Source organism: Paucibacter sp. TC2R-5, from assembly GCF_025717605.1.
Taxonomy (GTDB): Bacteria; Pseudomonadota; Gammaproteobacteria; order Burkholderiales; family Burkholderiaceae_C; genus Paucibacter_A; species Paucibacter_A albus.
This window is the reverse complement of the sequence record NZ_JAJIRQ010000006.1, coordinates 192830-209836: the sequence shown is the minus strand read 5'-3', so window position 1 is coordinate 209836 and position 17007 is coordinate 192830. Positions and strand designations below refer to the sequence as shown.

Sequence of the window (17007 nt, the reverse complement as noted above, 5' to 3'; positions counted from 1 at the left end):
GAGCAGCATGAGTCGCACCGACTTTCGTGAGGTTCAGTTGGTGTGAGTCAGACCGGCATGGCCTTACCAGCGACTTGCCGATGGTAGTCCACGTTAGCTTCAGCCTCTGGGATGAAGCCGATGGGCTCCACCAGCCGGTGATTAGTGAAGCACGTGGCCTTTCCAGCATAGCGAGTTCCACGGCTTCCTTGCTTGACGAAGGGCAGCTTTCAGGCGTCGAACTCGATGGAGCGAAAGACCACATTCGCTGCAAAACCGCCATCCAGTGGTCCGCTAGATGGACCTCCGACATCCCTGATGGCTGCATTCGGCGTAGCCATCTGCAGTTTTGTGCGAGTAACATTGAAATTATGCCCAAGTACATTGACCCTGAAAACACGTCGAGGCCGCAGCAGCCGGCTGCTGACGAAGATAGGGCTTGGCTAGACATGGCACCGGTGGGTCGCGAGTTCGGCAGCCCAGACTATGTGCGCTTGACGGCGTTGGATCAGGCTGCATTTGCTGCTTTCCAATCATGGGATCAGGTGCGGGACTGGCTGGTGGCACCAAATGCTCAGCTCGATGGAGTCTGTCCAGAGGAGGCCGCACGGAGTCCCGATGGGCTTGGCAAAGTCATGTCCATCCTGATGATGGCTGGCGGACATGCTAGTGAAGACTTCATGCGCGAGGTAGAGAAAATGCCTGTCCAGGAGCGAGACTCGTTCAAGTGGCTGGCCGAGGTTAAGAGCCTCAAAGGCATGTTTGGGCGGCCTGCTAAGCAAGTCTCCATCGAAGACATGAACGCCGCCATCGCGCGCCGTGGTGCCAAGAAGAAGTAGCGCTTGGGCAGATAGAAAGTAATGCTGCTATTCCGCCGGGCACCGCAAGCGTGTCGCTTCAGGCTGAGAGTTGCCATCAAGTTCGGCCTACGTGATGGCCGCCACCATGGAAGTTGGAGATTGTTGCGATTTCCTACAGTACTTTTGGGACACTCATGGTTCCAAAGGAAGAAATTCATCCGCGGTGGGCAGTCTCCTTGGCATTCGGGCTTCTTACACATTTGGCGTTGAACCGAAAATCCGGGCACCACAGATGGCAATCAAAGCGCACCTTGGATACAGCGCGTGCAATTGACCAAAATGTTGACTGCAGGCGCGGTGCCTTGCGATTTGCAGTTTTACGCATACATGCGTAAAACTGCGGCATTACGAGTTCGTGCCGCAGGATGACTACGCGAAAGTAAAGGGCGAGTTACGGATCTGTCCGGGCTGCGATCACAGGCCGTCTACCGCGGGTCGAGAACCCACGTCACAGAACTTTATGTGGCCGAATTGAGCCGGTACGCCGCGCAGTTGCTGATCAACATGGCGGCCTTCGTTGAGCAGGGGTATCAAAGGCCAGACGAGATCAAGCAGCACTGCATGCACCTCAATACTCAGATCGAGCGCCGACACAATGCGACCTGAGGGACCGAGTCGCCATTGCCTGTGAAGGCCGAACGACAGCTTCCCGGCAGACGCCAGGGACCGTCAGCAAGCGCTGCTTACCCGAAATCCAGCGAATTTTGGCATTCGGCTGAAAGCGGCCCCTGGGAGGTCAGGGCGCGTCGAGGGGGCTCCCTCAGGCGGTGATGCCTCCAAATGGAGCAAATCATCGATGCGCGCGGCTGATCAACGCGCGAGCGTCCCCGACTCTGCTTGATCAATAGGGTTCCCTCCCTCGCATGGGCATCCCGATGAGCAGGTCCATCTCGCTAGGATGTCGACTATCCTTCTTGCGCCGTATTGACCAGTCAACCCAACTCTTCCCTGATCGAGACGGCTTCGCCCTGCGTGTCGGTGCTGTTCGCTTCCACCGCGATTCGCCGAACCGCAGCGATAGCCGGTAGAGACTCGCGCACAAGTCTTCCTGCAAGCTCCTCGGACCGTGTCGGCTAGGTGTTGACATGCAGCGTCATGGGAAGATTGGGAATCGGCGTAGGGTCCCAGAGCACTCTCCGATGCACAAGGCGATCGTCGACAAACCATCGGATATCGTCGGGCGCCCACTCAATTGCGTAGGTGTGGAACGCCTCGGAGGCGTCGAACCCGAGCTCGATGGCAAACGGCGTCCCCCGGTAACCATAGTCAAACTTCGCGCCATCGCAGCCTGGGTTGACGTAGACATTGGCCAGCATCTGGTCTGGACGGTTACCGGTGATCTCCACATCGATCTCCTGGCGCGGAAGATCTCGGTGGAGGAAGAAGCCCGAAACCAGGCCAGGAGCGTTGGTCGCTCGCAGAGTTGCCTCAAAGCGTCCATACAGGGAACTGGAAGTCTTCGTCATTGCGGACGAACAGCAATTCCTCGCAATCGCCTTCACATTTGGGAAGCACATGATCGTCTCCCTTCTCTGGCGAGAAGGTAGTCAACTCGACGAGATTTCCGGAGATGAAGCCGACAGACCCATCTTGATGGGCGCCAAGGCGCTGGAGGCCTCTTCCACAGAACTCCGGCCTCGCTTGCCTTCAGGATCGCCTCGGACTGACATTCGCTGAGCCAGATATCCCTAGTTGCCACGTCTTCCAAATTGAGGCTGAGCGCTCCTGCTATCGGCTATTTGCTTCGGATGGTTGGGTACACGAGGATAGCTTCAGTTGCCTTTCAGGCGTTTTCGAGATATTCTTTTGTTTCGGAATGTGTAATTAGGAGGTGAGGAATGTTCCGATTAAGTGGATATTTTTTTTGATTTTCGGAATATTAAAAATAATTTGCAAATTTTCTATACTTAATTAAAATGTGGCAAATGTTTCAAAGTAACTTCCGGGCTGAATCTATGAATGATCCTGATCGACTCAGCGTTCGTCGTGCATTTGAAGACGCCGGATTTTCAGTTCGAGCCTGGGCAATCGAAAACGGCTTCGAATCGCAGGTTGTCTACTCCGTTTTGTCTGGCCGCAATCTTGGCCGGCGAGGGGCGGGCATAAGGTTGCTGCAGCCCTTGGTTTGAAGGCTGAGGGCTCAATAGCGCTGCTAGGTCGTATACACAACGCAGCCCAAGCCTACGATATTTCAACAAAAGGAGGAGTCAAGATGGAATAAAAAACGCCGACTACTTTATTCAAATAGCCGACGTCTCGTTTGAGTCGAAACCCAAAACGGTGTAGGAGCCAATAGTTTCGACTTCTTCGGGATGCAAGTCAAGCATTCTGTCAGGAATGATGGAGTGCTTTGGGTGAACTCGTCTTGAAGAAATGAAAGAAACAACGCGAAAAGTTGTGACACGATCGCCAAAGCGATCTGTATACATTATTAATTTGCCGGGACTTGTTTCTCGGCCCGTTCACGCTGAATCAAGTTATGAACGGGACTTTGTATTAAAGGCTGTGCTCTTCAGTGGGTTCACTGATCTGAAGCACCAGCCCTTTAAATTGGAGCTGCCGAGCGGCCGCTCTTACACCCCAGACTTCCTAGTGGAAGCCTCAGGGCAGCGATATGTCGTTGAAGTGAAGCGCAAGTCCAAAGTTAGCGAGTACAGGTCTCTCTTTGATGAGGCGTCTGCTCGCTTGGCTGAAGCATCGATGAAATTTCTGGTTGTGACCGAGCAGCAGCTTCACGCAACTGGTCAACAAAATCGAGCCAAGGAAATCATCAGGTATCGAAAGCACCCGATCGGCGATAGCCGGATCGAGAGGCTTCTCACGGTGATTCGAGATCACCCAGGTGGGATGTCAATCGGCCGGCTCAGATACGCGTGTGGGTTTCGGTTTGAATGGATTCTGACGCTGCTGGCTCACAAACAGGTCACCACCGGATCTAACTTGCCCCTGGACTACTCAGTCTTGGTGTTTCCACTTCCCCTTAGTACTTCTCATGAATTTCAGTTTGAACGTTGGATTGGTGCTGCGCCATGGGCAGCGAACACTTAAGTTGGTACGGCATCTGACCGAAACTGAAGTCGTTCTGGAGGATGTCGCGCAATGCCGGCCTGTAACGGTTCGAACCGACCAAGTCTTGAAGCGGATTTGGGACAAAACCTATGAAGTTGTTCTGCATGTCGGATCTTCGGCATCTAAGAATCCGAAACTGGAAGTCCCAACGCAGCTTGCTGAACTCGGCACCAAAGATCAAAAGGTGGTTGAGCGCAGGCTCGAGTACGTCCGTGCGTTGCAAGCCGCACATGTGACTCGCGGACAGCGCAACAAAGTTGCTGCCCTGATTCTCAAGGTGGCGGCGCGAAGAAATGAGAAGCCGCCGTCTAGTTCCACGGTTATGTCGTGGGCTCGGCAATTTGATAGGGCCAATTGCAGCACGCATGCTTTGGTGAGCGGAAACTTTCGGAGACGCCAGAAGCTTCGAATACACCCCCTTGTCGAGGAGCTCATTTCAAGGGTCATCATAGGTGTGTACTTGACCAAGGCGCGCCACACGATGGACTTTGCGCTCACGCAACTCCGCAGCGCGGCAGCAAAGCTCGTCGCCCAAGGCGCGTTGAAAGAGGGTGAAGAGAAAGTCAGTCGCGCGACCTTCGCTCGTCGTGTTGCAGATGTCGACCTCTATCACCGAATAGCGGCGCGCGAAGGACCGAATCGGGCGAGGATGGTTTGTCGCACCGCCTTTGGATCTGAACTGGCGTCTTATCCATTGGAGCGTGTTGAGATTGACCATACGCCGCTGAATTGGGTCGTTATCTGCGATCGAACGGGCTTGCCTCTTGGGCGACCCTACTTAACTGTGATGCTGGACTCCTTCTCTGGGTATGTTCTGGGGTTTTATGTGTCGTTCTATGGCCCAGGAGTCACCAGTCTGAGTGGCGTCCTACGCTGCGCTATAAGCCCAAAGACTGACTTAATGAAGGGTGTAAAGGCCACGCATTCGTGGCTTGCCTCGGGTGTGCCTGATCTTGTCGTGGTGGACAACGGTCTGGAGTTCCATTCAGCAGCGTTCAAGCAGATGGCATGGGCGCTTCAGTTTTCAGTGCAGTACTGTCGCGTTCGGACGCCTTGGCTGAAACCGAGAGTGGAGCGCTTTTTTGCCACTCTGAATCATTTGACTCTTGTTCGGGGCCGGGTCCGAAAGCCCAAGGCCAACGAACACAGAACGGATCCTGACAAAGACGCTGCACTTACTTTTAGCGATTTGATCCACGGTTTGACTCTGTTTGTGACGGATGTCTATCCATTCCAGATCAACGAGCGAAAACTGGCTCGTCCCTTCGATCTGTTTCAAGAGGGAATCGAACGAAGGCCGCCCGTCGAGTATCCGCATTCATGGGAGGATTTTCAGATGGCTTCGGCATTGAGCGCTGAAGTCATGGTGAGTCAGGGCGGAGTACAACTCAAGTCGCTGCCTTATGGCGGACCAGAACTGTTGGACTTGCGCCGGCGAGCCGGCGGGAACTTCAGGACTCAAATCAAATGGGATCCGGACGATCTCTCGAGGATCTATGTTCAGGACCCCGTAGAGAAGAACTGGCTGCCCTCGGCCTGTCGCTGGAGTAGCTATGCAAGCGGGCTAAGTTGGAACCAACACCAGATGATCCGCAAGCATGCCCGCGCTGAATTGGGGAAGAAATGCGCGGAGGAGGAGTTGATGAATGCGCGCCTGCAACTTCACGACCACTGGATCAACGCAACCCGCCATCGGACACGGGCCGACGCAACTCAACGCGCTCGCATGAGCGGCGTTACTTCGGCACGGGTGATGGACCCTCCGAAGGTAGATGTCACGTTAGATGCCTCCAGGCTCGTGCCAAAGGTGCATTTGCCGGAAGTGCCTCTCGTAGTTGAGGAATTCGAGACGTTTGAAATCAATTGACATGAAAAAAGCCAGTTTTAGGTTCTCCGAACTCCCTGAATTTGACGTGCAGCAGTGTCGAGAGCGGCGAATGTTCAGCTACTCGAAGGCCGCCGTCTCTGTCGCCCAGCGGGTCGACAACGTGTACGTCAATCACTCATCTTTTCGGACTGCGGTTGAGGCGCTTGATAGGGCCTACCAGCTCGCTGGCGAGTTTTCCCAGCCTGAGGGTGTAATCGTGGCAGGGGACGGGATGGGGTGCTCAACGCTGGGCAAGTACTTTGTTTCGACCTTGCCTGCAGGCGGCTTGTTTGATAGTCAGACCTCTGTCATTGCAATAAAACTCAATAGCAGCCCCACAGGCGGCTCTCTAGTTGAAGGGATCTTGTCTGAGTTGAAATACCCGTTCCCAACTGTAGGTGCAGATCGTTTGTTCAAAAAGACAGAGATTCTGGTTTCCGCATTGAAACAGCGCCGAGTCAGGATGCTCCTCATTGACGATGCGGAGTTGCTGCTTTCTCAGCGAGCCTTGTGCCGCGACGACCGTATCGGAACAACATGCTCGGCCCTATTGAGACATTTGATGGATGAGGTTCCGCTCGCTGTGGTGTTGCTTGGTGCCGTGTCCAAAGAACAAATCTTGCGAATTGACCAAAAGTTCGCCAGTAGGCTCAACGCAGTTGCCAAACTTGAGCCTTTTGGACTTACGCCTGAGTGGACCGCTTTTTTACAAGCTTTTGTCAAACAATGCGACGACATCGACTTGAAGTTTCTGACTGCAACCGAGGAAGTTCTACGGCTCAATGGCGTGACTCAGGGCTCTCTTCGAGTTTTTAAGCATCTCGTCGTCGAAGCTGTGTTGGTTGCGATGGATGGCGATGCCAGGGTTGTCAATCAAGCTCATTTGGCATTGGCCTATTCACGAGCCTTTCGCGGATCGGCGGAAAAAAACCCTTATGCAGCGTGAAAGGCTAAATCCCTTACCCGTGGCCGTCATGCCTCAAATAGGCGAGTGCGCTTTGGGCCTGCTAAGTCGCGTTGCGCGGGCCAATGGTATGCCGCTTCAGCGCCTTCTTGAGTACGTGGCCAAATCAACAGGCGCTGCTCCATACCAATGCTCCACAGTGCTCGCTGCAGTTTCGAATGTGAGCTACTCTTGGTTGGTCCATCGCTGGATAGACTGCGATTCACGCAACCACCGTCGGTTCCTCGGGCTTGACTGGTCATCGTCGATGGTATTGCGCTTCCGGCACTTGCAGGTCTGCCCAGAGTGTTTGGCGGAGGATGGTTACGTTAGAGCAAGCTGGGCTGCGACAGCAAATGTGTTTTGCGTCAAGCATGGCACCTACTTGCTGGATCAATGCGCGCATTGCGGGGCGGGGATCAGCTGGCGTCGACCGGCGGTATCGGTATGTCAATGCCGGTGGATGCTTGGCCGCTCGACTTTTGAGAAAAATTCGGTGCCTCAGCTCGAGCAGTGGTCTACCTGGGTGCAGATGAGATTGCAACCAGAGTTTGAACATGGCAATGCACGCAGCCAGTCTGAGAACCTGTGTTTCCGAGAGCTGCCGCATTGGATTCAGAACCTCAGCGTGGATGCTGCATTTCACATGCTTCATGCCCTGGGCGTTAGAGAACTGCAGTTTGCTCGGGTGGCGACAGCTGATGTCCTCAAACCGCCGGCCGCAGCGGTAGTGCGGCAGATCCTTAGTCGAGGTTTGACGAGGGCGAAAACAATAGAAGGCTTTGACGCGGCAGGGCTACGCATGCTCAACGGTTTGCTGTATGAGCAAGGAGTGGAGCGACTTGCATCTCGTTCCACAAACCCGGCTGACCAAGCATTCTCAAGGACATTGTTGGAGCAGTTCAATCGAGTCAATCGACAGGTCCGAAACACGGGGCGCAAGCGCGCTCACCATCAAGAAGATCTCTTTATGGACGCGCCGTTGTCGAACAACGCATGATCGAGTCCCATAAGGATGCGAGATCGGCGTTTGATCTTCTGTCGCGGCTGCCAAGCTTGCCTTCTGCGCAACAAGAAGAGTCTCCATGTTCGTGGATATCTCGCGCAGCACTTTCTCAGTCGATCAGTCCTTTTGAACTTCTGGACTACTTGGGTGTTCCGCGGCAACTGGATTTAGATTGCGCATTTGTACGGTGGCTGCGTCCACTCAATCTGAAGCAGGTTCGGATCCCTGTGCTTCAGGAGTTATGGGTATCGCAACTGATTCTGGGTCGTCTGCTCAGTATCGATCGGAACGGGCGGCGATTTCTTCTTTCGGCAAAGTCCAGACGTCCGCGCTATCGCTATTGCCCCCGCTGCGTGCAAGAGCGACCGCATGGGCACTTGAGTCTTTCTTGGCGCTTCAAAGCCTGGACATGGTGCCCTTTGCACAATTGCAAGTTACTGGATCTGTGTGTCAAGTGCCAATCGCCAATCGTGCTGCCTGTCAATCTTGTTGAAACGGAAGGCACTGAACAAGAGGCGGTCATGCCGGCGCAGTGTGGTCAATGTGGTCACTGGTTAGGTGAGGCGACTTGTGAGCCACTGGTTGATGCTGAAAGCTTGGAGACGGTCGAATGGGATGACATGATGCGACGAAATGGGCGGGCAGTCCTTGGAGCGCTTTATCACGGTCGGGTCAGAATTGCCGGATCCAGTTGGACTTTCGGCTTAGAAAAACTGCGATGGCTCGACAAAGCCGCTTTGTTGCCCGGGAAGTCGGAGCTGAAAAGTGCGCAACCTAGGGCTGGTACAACGCTTGGCAGACACTTGGCACCGAAAACGACTCTCCCGCAACCGCGCCAAATTAGTGCATCGGAAGTCGCGTTTTCGGAGCATCAGTTGCTATCCCAAAGGAAAGTGTGGCGGGAGCAAAGACTGATTCAGCCAGACATGGCCACGCCTCAAACAGCCGCTGACTTGTTGGGAATGTCAGTGAAGGCTCTCAACGCATGGATGGAAAATGATCGAGTGCTTGTATTGTCCGTTTCAAAGCGCGTGCGTCGACTTCCACTCTGGCAGTTCCAGCGGGAAATACATGACTGCATGCCTGAGTTGATCTTTGAATTTAAAGGGGATGCCTGGGCGGTATTGGACTTCCTCGAAACACCGAACGGCGCTCTTAACAATGTCTCACCTCGTGTAGCAATCGAGCAGGGCAGATTCAATTGGGCGTTCGCGGAGGCAATTGGTAGCGCAGCGCCATGACCGCCTCTACTCTTAGCTTCAAAACCTTGCTGTGTTGTTGCTCGACTTTGTGTCGCTCCTTTTCGGATAGGCCGGAACCGCCGGTCTTCGCCGCCATTTGAAATGATGATTGATGGCCTGAATTGCCTCCTGAATCTAACGGTCAATGAAATCGGGGATCAGGACCAGGAGCATGCGAGAAGCTGTTGGCTCCAACCACAGCTTTTCCATGCTGCGGATTCGCAATCGGCGGTGCTGGCATGAGCGACGAACTTGCCTGCGGTGGTCAGCTCCGTGCCCTTAGGAGTCGTCCGCTTGAGCTCCTTCAACCTCGATCCTCGGCAGAAAACTGCCATTGCCCAGCGTCAGCTTTCAGGACGCCCGATGCCTTCAATCAAAGTGCATCGAATCGATAGGGCTCTTTACCGCACCGCCACCAACCTTCAGTACGTGGGTGTAGATCATGGTCGTAGCCACGTCAGAGTGGCCGAGCAACTCCTGGACCGTTCGGATGTCGTAGCCTGACTGGAGTAGGTGTGTCGCGAACGAGTGCCGCAGCGTGTGCGGCGACACCGGTTTGGTCAAGCCTGTGGCCTTGGCCGCACGCTTGAAGGCGCGTTGAAAGGTTTGGTCATAGATGTGATGGCGCCGAATAGTCCCGCTGCGTGGGTCCACCGAATGATGATCCTGAGGGAACACCCAGAACCACGACCAGCTTGAACCCGCGCGCGGATATTTCCGGTCCAGCGCATCCGGCAACTCGACGCCGCCTCGCCCTTCCTCTTGGTCCTGCCGCCACACTGCGTGGGCAATCGCCAATTGATTGCGCAAACTCGGCACCAGCGAGTCAGGCAGCATAACGACACGATCTTTGGCGCCCTTGCCCTCGCGAACAATGATCGCTCCGTGCGAGAAGTCAACATCCTTGACACGCAACCTCAAGCCCTCGGTGATCCGCATGCCTGTGCCATACAACAGTTGCCCGAAGAGTCTCAACTTGGGTTCGAGCCTCTGCAGGACTTGGACGACCTCGTCGCGCGACATGACCACCGGCAGTCGGCGCTGCGGGTGCGGGCGGCCGATCTCGGACATCCACGGCAGTTGCACGCCCAACACCTTGACGTAGAGAAACAGCAACGCGGACAGCGCTTGCCGGTGGGTGGCCGGCGCGACCTGACGCTCACTTGCAAGCCAGGTGAGGAAGGACTCGACGTCTGCGCCGTCGAGGTCCCGCGGATGGCGCAAGCCGTGATGGCGGATGAAGGCGCGCGCCCAGAACACATAGACATCTTCGGTACTGCGGCTGTAATGCAAGGATCGAATTCGTTCGCGAAGTTGATCCAGCAAACGTGTAGATTTCAGCGCTGGCAAATTTGCCAGCGCAACTGCCGGCCTCGGCGCCCTTCGCCCGAGGTCCCCCATTGGTGCGATAGACGGATCACGCATGTGCGTCTCCAATGCTCAAGGCTGCACTGATATGGGTTGCTACTGAGCAATCCTGCAAAAAAGCAGCTCAAAATCTGGGTGAGGTTTTTGCTCGTTATTTAATACTGTTGTTTTGTACAGCATATGTCAAACAAAGCCAAGCTGCAAGCGGCTCCCAGCCAGTTCACACCAGACAAGTTAAGGAGACAGCGCGCCAAGTTCCGCGTCACTGCTGTCTCCAGAAATCCAAGTTGTGCCGCAGGCTAAGCAAAGCTCGAAGCTGGGTTTCAGATCGCGCGGTCGCGGAGATCGCGCTGGGCAACGGGCGAATCTTTCTGGCGGTTCGGGCTGGCCACCTGCAGCTTCAGCTTCCGGCCGTCGCGATCTTGCCGGTTCAGGTCCATTGGTCTTTCGCTTTCCTCGGTTCGCGGCCGGCCGCATGGTAACGAAACAGCCTGTCGCCTCTGTCTTGTCGTGTGCGGCGTGTGGCAGCTCCGGTATGCTCTCGGCCAATTCCACCGCAGTGCCTTCGAGTCGGCTCTGCACAACCGGTCGCTCAAGCGGACCGCCTTCGGCGGCCGCTTACCTTCAACGTTAGGCATTCGTGAAGACATTGTTGCGGCCTAGACTTGCACAGCTTGCGGCGCTTTTGAGTGCTCTTGCGAGCTGGGCGTTCGTCGTTTGGCTGTTTCTGCTTGTCTTTTCTGAATCTAGGCCGCAGATCGCATTAGGGCTGGGTGCCTGCCTCTCGCTATGGGTGTGCGCAATTTTGGCCCGATTGCCTCTGAGATGCCCATACTGCCACAAGCGTATTGGCTTCACAGTCGAGTCCTCTACTGGACCAAACTGGAAGAGCGGCAAAGAACAGTTTTTCCCTATGAGGGCATTGCGCTTCAAGCAAGTAGACTGCCCGCACTGCCATGCAACGGTTTCACTGGAAGTCAAACGCAATGCCTAACCTTGCGTTCGAGCCGACTCGCAACGGCTGGTCACTCCAGGCCCCCATTTCATTCTGGGCCCTCCGTGCCCAGCCGCCGCTCGCAGCTCAACTTAGACGTTATGCAGCAGGCTAAGCAAAGCTCGAAGCTTCTTTCTTGGTCGCTCGCTCGCGGCCAGTTGCCGGGTCAACTCGCCTCGTCGCCAGCAGCACCAGGCCGAGCGCCAGCGGTCTCAGGCTCAGGCCACCGTGATCTTGCCTGTTCAGGCTCTGCTGGCCGTTTGCCTTCCTCGGTTCGCAGCCGGCCGCATGGCAAAGCGGCAGCCAGTCGCCAAAGCCACTTGCAGCGTGGGTGTGCCCTCGATGTGCTGTCGGCCACCTCCACCGCAGTGCCTTCGATCTTGGCTCTGCATAACCGGTCGCTCGAGTGGACCTCCGCCAGCTGGCCGCGCTATGCTTGCTCTGTATTTTCAGCTCCGCGCGGCCAGCTGGCTGCGGCCCCTCAGCTCGAACGTTAGAGCGCACCAATACCGTCATGGCATCGTCCCCAAGCTTGTGGCACCTGCCGCTTCATTTGGTTGAGCGCGATGGCCCGTTTGTTGAATTCAAGCAGGATGCCGCCTACGTGACGGTTGAGCTTTCTAATGGAGCGCAGATTCCAAACGTGCTTATCTTGTATCCCAATCGAATCATCGGCGTGAAGGGACAAGACTCTTTGGCCTTTGATCCGTCGAGGGTGGCGCGTCTGCTTCAAACAGAATCCGACCTCAATTGCCGAAGTTCTTCGAGGGATACGTTCTTTCTGCACCATGAGTGATTTCAACCCTTTCGCAGCCAGACCGCGAGCAGAAAGTTTTACCCAGTGTTCTGCTTGCAACCAAAAGCGCTCTAACCGGTCGCTCGAGTGGACCTCCGCCAGCTGGCCGCGCTACGCTGCCTGTATATTTTCAGCTCCGCGCGGCCAGCTGGCTGCGGCCCCTCAGCTCGGACGTTAGAGCGCATATGAGCCTTGCGAAGCGCGCAATCCGGATCGCTCTTCTTGCCGCAATCGCTGGCGCGTTCGGAACCATGAGTGCTACGACAATCACCTGTGGCGTTGGCCTGCTTTCCGGGACGGCTACATGGTGTGGTGTTGGGTACGTCTGGCTGGTAGCCGTGCCGATAGCTATAGCTACATCCTTGATTGCGGGGCCGCCTCTGCATTGGATCTGTCAACGAGCCGGACTGAAGCGTTTGTGGCATTTCGTGCTTTGTGGGCTCATTGTTGCAACGCCCATTTGGTATCTGTTGGCTCAGCCATTCTCGTCACCTCGATGGGCGGTCGCAGGGCCATTTGACTCACTCAACTACCTTGGCACCGGAGCTGCGGCCGGATTGTTTTATTGGCTTTTCACAAGGTCGGCTGGGGGTGAGAATGCGCTCTAACCGGTCGCTCGAGTGGACCTCCGCCAGCTGGCCGCGCTACGCTGCCTGTATATTTTCAGCTCCGCGCGGCCATCTGGCTGCGGCCCCTCAGCTCGAACGTTAGGCTGCACTCGGGAGATACTGAAATTCCGTTTTTCCAAGGGCCAACCCTGATGACATCAGTATTCATCGTCTACCACTCTGCAACTGGGACAACTGCCAAATTGGCAGAGGCCATAGGTGAAGGAGCATCCGAAGTAGGTTCTACCTCGGTCTATGGAATTACAGGGGAAGAGATCATTTCTGGTCGATTCCAAAACGAAACCATCTGGGCCAAATTGGACCAGGCCGATGCAATCATTTTTGGCAGCCCTACATTTATGGGTGGGCCATCAGCGCAATTCAAAGCCTTCGCAGATGCTTCCGGTGATCGTTGGAGCGACAGAAAGTGGGCGGATAAGGTTGCCGCTGGTTTCACGATCGGCTCAAACCTGAATGGCGATCAGTGCAATACATTGATCTACTTTTCAGTGCTTGCAGCTCAACACGGCATGATTTGGTGCGGCCTCGATATTCCTGGTGGCTACGATTCACTCGGCCGCAACAGGCTGGGCACTCAAATGGGGGTAACCGCCCAAAGCGCTGATGGCCAGTTATCTGAGATTGATCTCGTCACGGCTCGTTACCTCGGCAAACGAGTGGCACAAATAGCAAAACGGTTGGCGTCGGCCCATGAATAGCCTTCAACATGGTTGTTCGTCCACGTGCAGCCTAACCAAACGTTCGAGTCGGACCCTACCGCCATTGTCAGGCGTACTCCTTCGTAGCTCGGGATATCCTGGCCCCACTGAACCCCACGCTGGCGGCAGGGCCGCTCAACTCTAAGTTAGGCTTCACAGAGTTTACTCATGCGTCCACTTGCCGCAATTGTTATCGCAACGCTCTTCACTGCATATTCTGCGGGGATCGCTGCGCAGGTGAGTTCACTTCCGAAGCCAGATCTAAATGCATCTCGGCAGTGCTCTGCAGAAGATTCCCGCAGTGCTGCAAGCATCTCCGGAGTTTCGGAAGCTTTGGTGGCTTGTTTCATAGTTGAGAGGTATGTCTTTCAAGGATCGGCGCTTGCTGTGAAAGTCGATAGCCGTCGCTTTGCCGACTTCCGCCAACTTCGGCGCGAAGTGTTCCGAGATCAATCGACGAGACTACGCACTGAACGAGATATGGCGCAGGCGATGCCAGGTGAGCCACCAGCCCACGGTACGATCCCTTCATCGCTCTTCGTTCTGAAGCGCACCCCAATTGGCGTATTCACTGATGAAGCCGCATACATTGGCTTTGCGGACCTCGTACCTTGGAGCACCTCGTCGGATAAATACCCGCTGCTCATCATGGAGACATATGTGTCTCACGGCAACGATATTCTCAGGTTAGTAGTGACGTCCCTTGTGTCGGGCCCAGAGACTATCGCTCGTGGCTACGCACTCGCCGAGGACTGGTCGAAAGCTGTCTCTGCGTATGCAAAGTGAAGCCTAACCCTGCGCTCGAGTGGACCTCCGCCAGCTGGCCGCGCTACGCTGCCTGTATATTTTCAGCTCCGCGCGGCCAGCTGGCTGCGGCCCCTCAGCTCGAACGTTATGCAGCAGGCTAAGCAAAGCTCGAAGGTTCTTTTCTGGTCGCTCGCTCGCGGCCAGTTGCTGGGTCAACTCGCCTCGCCGGCAGCTGCACCAGGGCTAGCGCCAGCGGTTTCAGGCTCCGGCCACCGTGATCTTGCCGGTTCAGACTCTACTGGCCGTTTACCTTCCTCGGTTCGCAACCGGCCGCATGGCCAAGTAGCAGCCAGTCGCCTCGGCCGAGCGCGGCAAGGGTACAGCTTCGGTATGCTGTCGGCCACCTCCACCGAAGTGCCTTCGATCTTGGCTCTGCATAACCGGTCGCTCGAGTGGACCTCCGCCAGCTGGCCGCGCTATGCTTGCGCTGTATTTTCAGCTCCGCGCGGCCAGCTGGCTGCGGCCCCTCAGCTCGAACGTTAGGCCGCAAGGAATCCAAGATGCTCCGATTCCGCAAGATGTTCCTTCTCTTCGCGGTCGCGACTGTTGCGACACTCGTTTCAACGATTGTTCCAGGGCGAGTCAGCGCTACTGAACTTGGTATGGTCGGCTGTGAAAATGAGTGTTCATTTCTCACCGGCGGCTGGCCAGTTCCGTTCATCGTTGACGGGCCCGGAGTTTCTCCTGCTGGGTCTGTAGATCTTCTTGGTGTTCTGCTGAGTGTCGACACGCTGTTGCCCAAGGCAATGGCAGCGAACTTGGCGATCTGGTTCGCAGCTCTAGTTGCCGGTACGTGGGCAATCAGCTTGCTCCGTCGGCGCAATCCACAACTGCCAATGCAGTAAGCAATGAAAAGTCTCAATCCACCAAATGGCTCGATTCAGAAAAATGCGGCCTAACCTGGCGTTCGAGCCGACTCGCAACGGCTGGTCTCTACAGGCCCTCATTTCATTCTGGGCCTTCCGCGCCCAGCCGCCGCTCGCGGCTCAACTTCGACGTTAGGCCGCACATGACCATTGCGACCGTTCGTATTTACTACCACCCAATCGGTGAGGCGCGAGAACTTCGCTTGACCGGTTCGCACTGGGGGTTTGCGGAATGGTTCTCTCGTCGCCTGAAGCCCATTCGCGAGCAACTTCGCGGACCAGAGGCAAAGGGCGTCGACATCATGAATCTCATGCTTTTCGAAGACCCAGAACATGCCTGGCAGCGAGATCGCTGGATCCAGCGAGGAAATTCCTTTCAGTTCTCGTTTGTGTGCAATTTGGCGCCACTGGAAGCTAGTCCCGCGATCGAGAACATTCCGAAGCTTATGCAGTTCTATGCCGCAATTGCTGAGCAGGCGCCATGGCCTCAGGCGCGAGCTGTTGCGCCAGCATTGCGTCAAGCACTCAGTCCGGTCGATCAAGTCACTCTTGCTCCATATTTGCAGTGGCCGCGCGGGGAAATGATCAGCGAAACGAAGGCAATGCGGATAGTGAAAAATGCGGCCTAACCGGTCGCTCGAGTGGACCTCCGCCAGCTGGCCGCGCTACGCTGCCTGTATATTTTCAGCTCCGCGCGGCCATCTGGCTGCGGCCCCTCAGCTCGAACGTTGGGCGTCATGAAAAAGCTCCGATGGTCATTGGCGATCACGTTCCTTGCAACGGTGCCGATGGCTGTTGCGCTGGAGCGCTGGAAGCACGACCCTCGGGTTCTTTCGTGTTCACCTCAGACGCTTCATGCGGGGGAAACCCTTCGTCTTTCGCTCGGCCCTGGCCACGGACAGGAACTCTCGATCGGACGCGAGTCAGATCGAACCACATATATGCTTGTTGTCGGTTCGCCGCCAGGAGATGTGTATCAACTCATGACAACAGCAGAGTTTGGCCGGGCTAAGTCGGCTCAAATCCCTTCCTTGCTCAGCGCGACTCCTTGGACGGGAGAATCCAGGATGGACGAACTTGTGTTCACCACTTCCGGTCGATATCACATATTCGTCTCCGAGAACCTGGAGTCCGAACGTGGCGGGTACACCTGCCAAGTCAAATTCATAGCCACGCCGCGATGACGCCCAACCCTGCGCTCGAGCTGACTCGCAACGGCTTGTCACTCCAGGCCCCCATTTCATTCTTGGCCTTCCGTGCCCATCCGCTGCTCGCAGCTCAGCTTTGACGTTAGCCGTCTCCAATGCAAGCATTCGCCACAATGATTGCCGCGCTTCTTCTGCTGCTCTTTGCCCGAGGCACGCATGCGGGCATAGTCGGCGAGCGAATGGTTACTGGTGGAGCCAAAGCCGAGCTACTTTATCGAGAGGCTCGCGCTGCTGCCGCAGGATCTTGGGAAGATGGATTCTCAAAAGAACAATTCACACGCGTCGGAACCATCTCAACGGAAGACAGTTCACATTTGCAAATCGGCTTCCTTTCCACCGTATGGGGTCCTGCCGGCCGCGCTACAAATCGGTTGCTCATATTTTCCGAAGCAGGAAAATATTTGGGGCGATTTAGTGGGTTCTCATTTTCCGAGCCGCCTAGCATCGCCAGTGCCACAGTATTGCTATTCCCCGTTCGCGCTGAGCACGGAAACGTTGTTCTATTCAAAGCCGGCATACCGGATTTCATTCTGATTGACGGCGAGCGTCACGTATTCGAGCCGGCTAACCAGTCGCTCGAGCGGACCTCCGCCAGCTGGCCGCGCTACGCTGCCTGTATATTTTCAGCTCCGCGCGGCCAACTGGCTGCGGCCCCTCAGCTCGAACGTTAGGTTGC

16 protein-coding genes and 1 pseudogene are annotated in these 17007 nt (G+C 55.8%); 15 read left to right on the top strand and 2 right to left on the bottom strand.

What is annotated here, in order from left to right:
- Positions 1-80 precede the first annotated feature (80 nt).
- The gene (locus tag LNV08_RS15650; RefSeq protein WP_263534653.1) at positions 81-818 is read left to right on the top strand and encodes an MbcA/ParS/Xre antitoxin family protein; all 738 of its coding nucleotides are present in this window, start codon (positions 81-83) and stop codon (positions 816-818) included.
- Positions 819-1301: 483 nt separating this feature from the next.
- On the top strand, positions 1302-1445 hold the full coding sequence (locus tag LNV08_RS15645) for a hypothetical protein (RefSeq protein WP_263534652.1): 144 nt from the start codon (positions 1302-1304) through the stop codon (positions 1443-1445).
- A gap of 467 nt (positions 1446-1912) precedes the next feature.
- On the opposite strand, the gene LNV08_RS15640 is transcribed toward LNV08_RS15645, so the two are convergent.
- The gene (locus tag LNV08_RS15640) at positions 1913-2356 is read right to left on the bottom strand and encodes a family 16 glycosylhydrolase (protein ID WP_414858754.1); all 444 of its coding nucleotides are present in this window, start codon (positions 2354-2356) and stop codon (positions 1913-1915) included.
- 399 nt (positions 2357-2755) lie between these two features.
- Here LNV08_RS15640 and LNV08_RS23205 point away from each other — a divergent pair, with 399 nt between their 5' ends.
- The 7 genes and pseudogenes from LNV08_RS23205 to LNV08_RS15615 all read left to right on the top strand — a co-directional run bounded on the left by LNV08_RS23205 (position 2756) and on the right by LNV08_RS15615 (position 8965).
- Entirely contained in the window at positions 2756-2968 is a 213-nt protein-coding gene (locus tag LNV08_RS23205; protein ID WP_414858753.1) for a hypothetical protein, read from the top strand.
- A gap of 244 nt (positions 2969-3212) precedes the next feature.
- The gene (locus LNV08_RS15635; RefSeq protein WP_263534650.1) at positions 3213-3887 is read left to right on the top strand and encodes a Tn7 transposase TnsA N-terminal domain-containing protein; all 675 of its coding nucleotides are present in this window, start codon (positions 3213-3215) and stop codon (positions 3885-3887) included.
- A complete protein-coding gene (locus tag LNV08_RS15630) occupies positions 3832-5775 on the top strand; it encodes a transposase family protein (RefSeq protein ID WP_263534649.1) in 1944 nt (647 codons plus the stop codon). The genes LNV08_RS15635 and LNV08_RS15630 overlap by 56 nt, the downstream gene beginning before the upstream one ends.
- Before the next feature lies 1 nt (position 5776).
- Positions 5777-6721, top strand: a complete 945-nt coding sequence (locus tag LNV08_RS15625) for a TniB family NTP-binding protein (RefSeq protein WP_263534648.1) — start codon at positions 5777-5779, stop codon at positions 6719-6721.
- Positions 6627-7094: pseudogene (locus LNV08_RS23200) on the top strand (TniQ family protein); the annotation flags it as partial. The gene LNV08_RS15625 and the pseudogene LNV08_RS23200, both read left to right, overlap by 95 nt.
- A gap of 120 nt (positions 7095-7214) precedes the next feature.
- Positions 7215-7718 carry a hypothetical protein gene (locus LNV08_RS15620; protein WP_263534647.1) on the top strand — a complete coding sequence of 168 codons (504 nt, stop codon included), beginning with the start codon at positions 7215-7217 and terminating at the stop codon, positions 7716-7718.
- Entirely contained in the window at positions 7715-8965 is a 1251-nt protein-coding gene (locus LNV08_RS15615) for a TniQ family protein (protein WP_263534646.1), read from the top strand. Before LNV08_RS15620 ends, LNV08_RS15615 begins: the two co-directional genes overlap by 4 nt.
- A gap of 369 nt (positions 8966-9334) precedes the next feature.
- On the opposite strand, the gene LNV08_RS15610 is transcribed toward LNV08_RS15615, so the two are convergent.
- Positions 9335-10366 carry an integron integrase gene (locus LNV08_RS15610; RefSeq protein WP_263534778.1) on the bottom strand — a complete coding sequence of 344 codons (1032 nt, stop codon included), beginning with the start codon at positions 10364-10366 and terminating at the stop codon, positions 9335-9337.
- Between the two features lie 1475 nt (positions 10367-11841).
- Between LNV08_RS15610 and LNV08_RS15605 the strand changes: the two genes are divergently transcribed.
- The 6 genes from LNV08_RS15605 (at position 11842) to LNV08_RS15580 (ending at position 17002) form a co-directional block, all read left to right on the top strand.
- Positions 11842-12123 (top strand): hypothetical protein, encoded by a 282-nt coding sequence (locus tag LNV08_RS15605; RefSeq protein WP_263534645.1) that lies wholly within the window; start codon positions 11842-11844, stop codon positions 12121-12123.
- Between the two features lie 760 nt (positions 12124-12883).
- Positions 12884-13450 (top strand): flavodoxin family protein, encoded by a 567-nt coding sequence (locus LNV08_RS15600; RefSeq protein ID WP_263534644.1) that lies wholly within the window; start codon positions 12884-12886, stop codon positions 13448-13450.
- A gap of 168 nt (positions 13451-13618) precedes the next feature.
- Positions 13619-14236: a hypothetical protein gene (locus tag LNV08_RS15595; RefSeq protein WP_263534643.1), complete on the top strand. Its 618-nt coding sequence runs from the start codon at positions 13619-13621 to the stop codon at positions 14234-14236.
- A gap of 521 nt (positions 14237-14757) precedes the next feature.
- Positions 14758-15102 carry a hypothetical protein gene (locus LNV08_RS15590; RefSeq protein ID WP_263534642.1) on the top strand — a complete coding sequence of 115 codons (345 nt, stop codon included), beginning with the start codon at positions 14758-14760 and terminating at the stop codon, positions 15100-15102.
- 164 nt (positions 15103-15266) lie between these two features.
- The gene (locus tag LNV08_RS15585) at positions 15267-15752 is read left to right on the top strand and encodes a hypothetical protein (RefSeq protein ID WP_263534641.1); all 486 of its coding nucleotides are present in this window, start codon (positions 15267-15269) and stop codon (positions 15750-15752) included.
- A 674-nt stretch (positions 15753-16426) separates the two neighbouring features.
- On the top strand, positions 16427-17002 hold the full coding sequence (locus LNV08_RS15580) for a hypothetical protein (protein WP_263534640.1): 576 nt from the start codon (positions 16427-16429) through the stop codon (positions 17000-17002).
- The last annotated feature ends 5 nt before the right edge of the window (positions 17003-17007 follow it).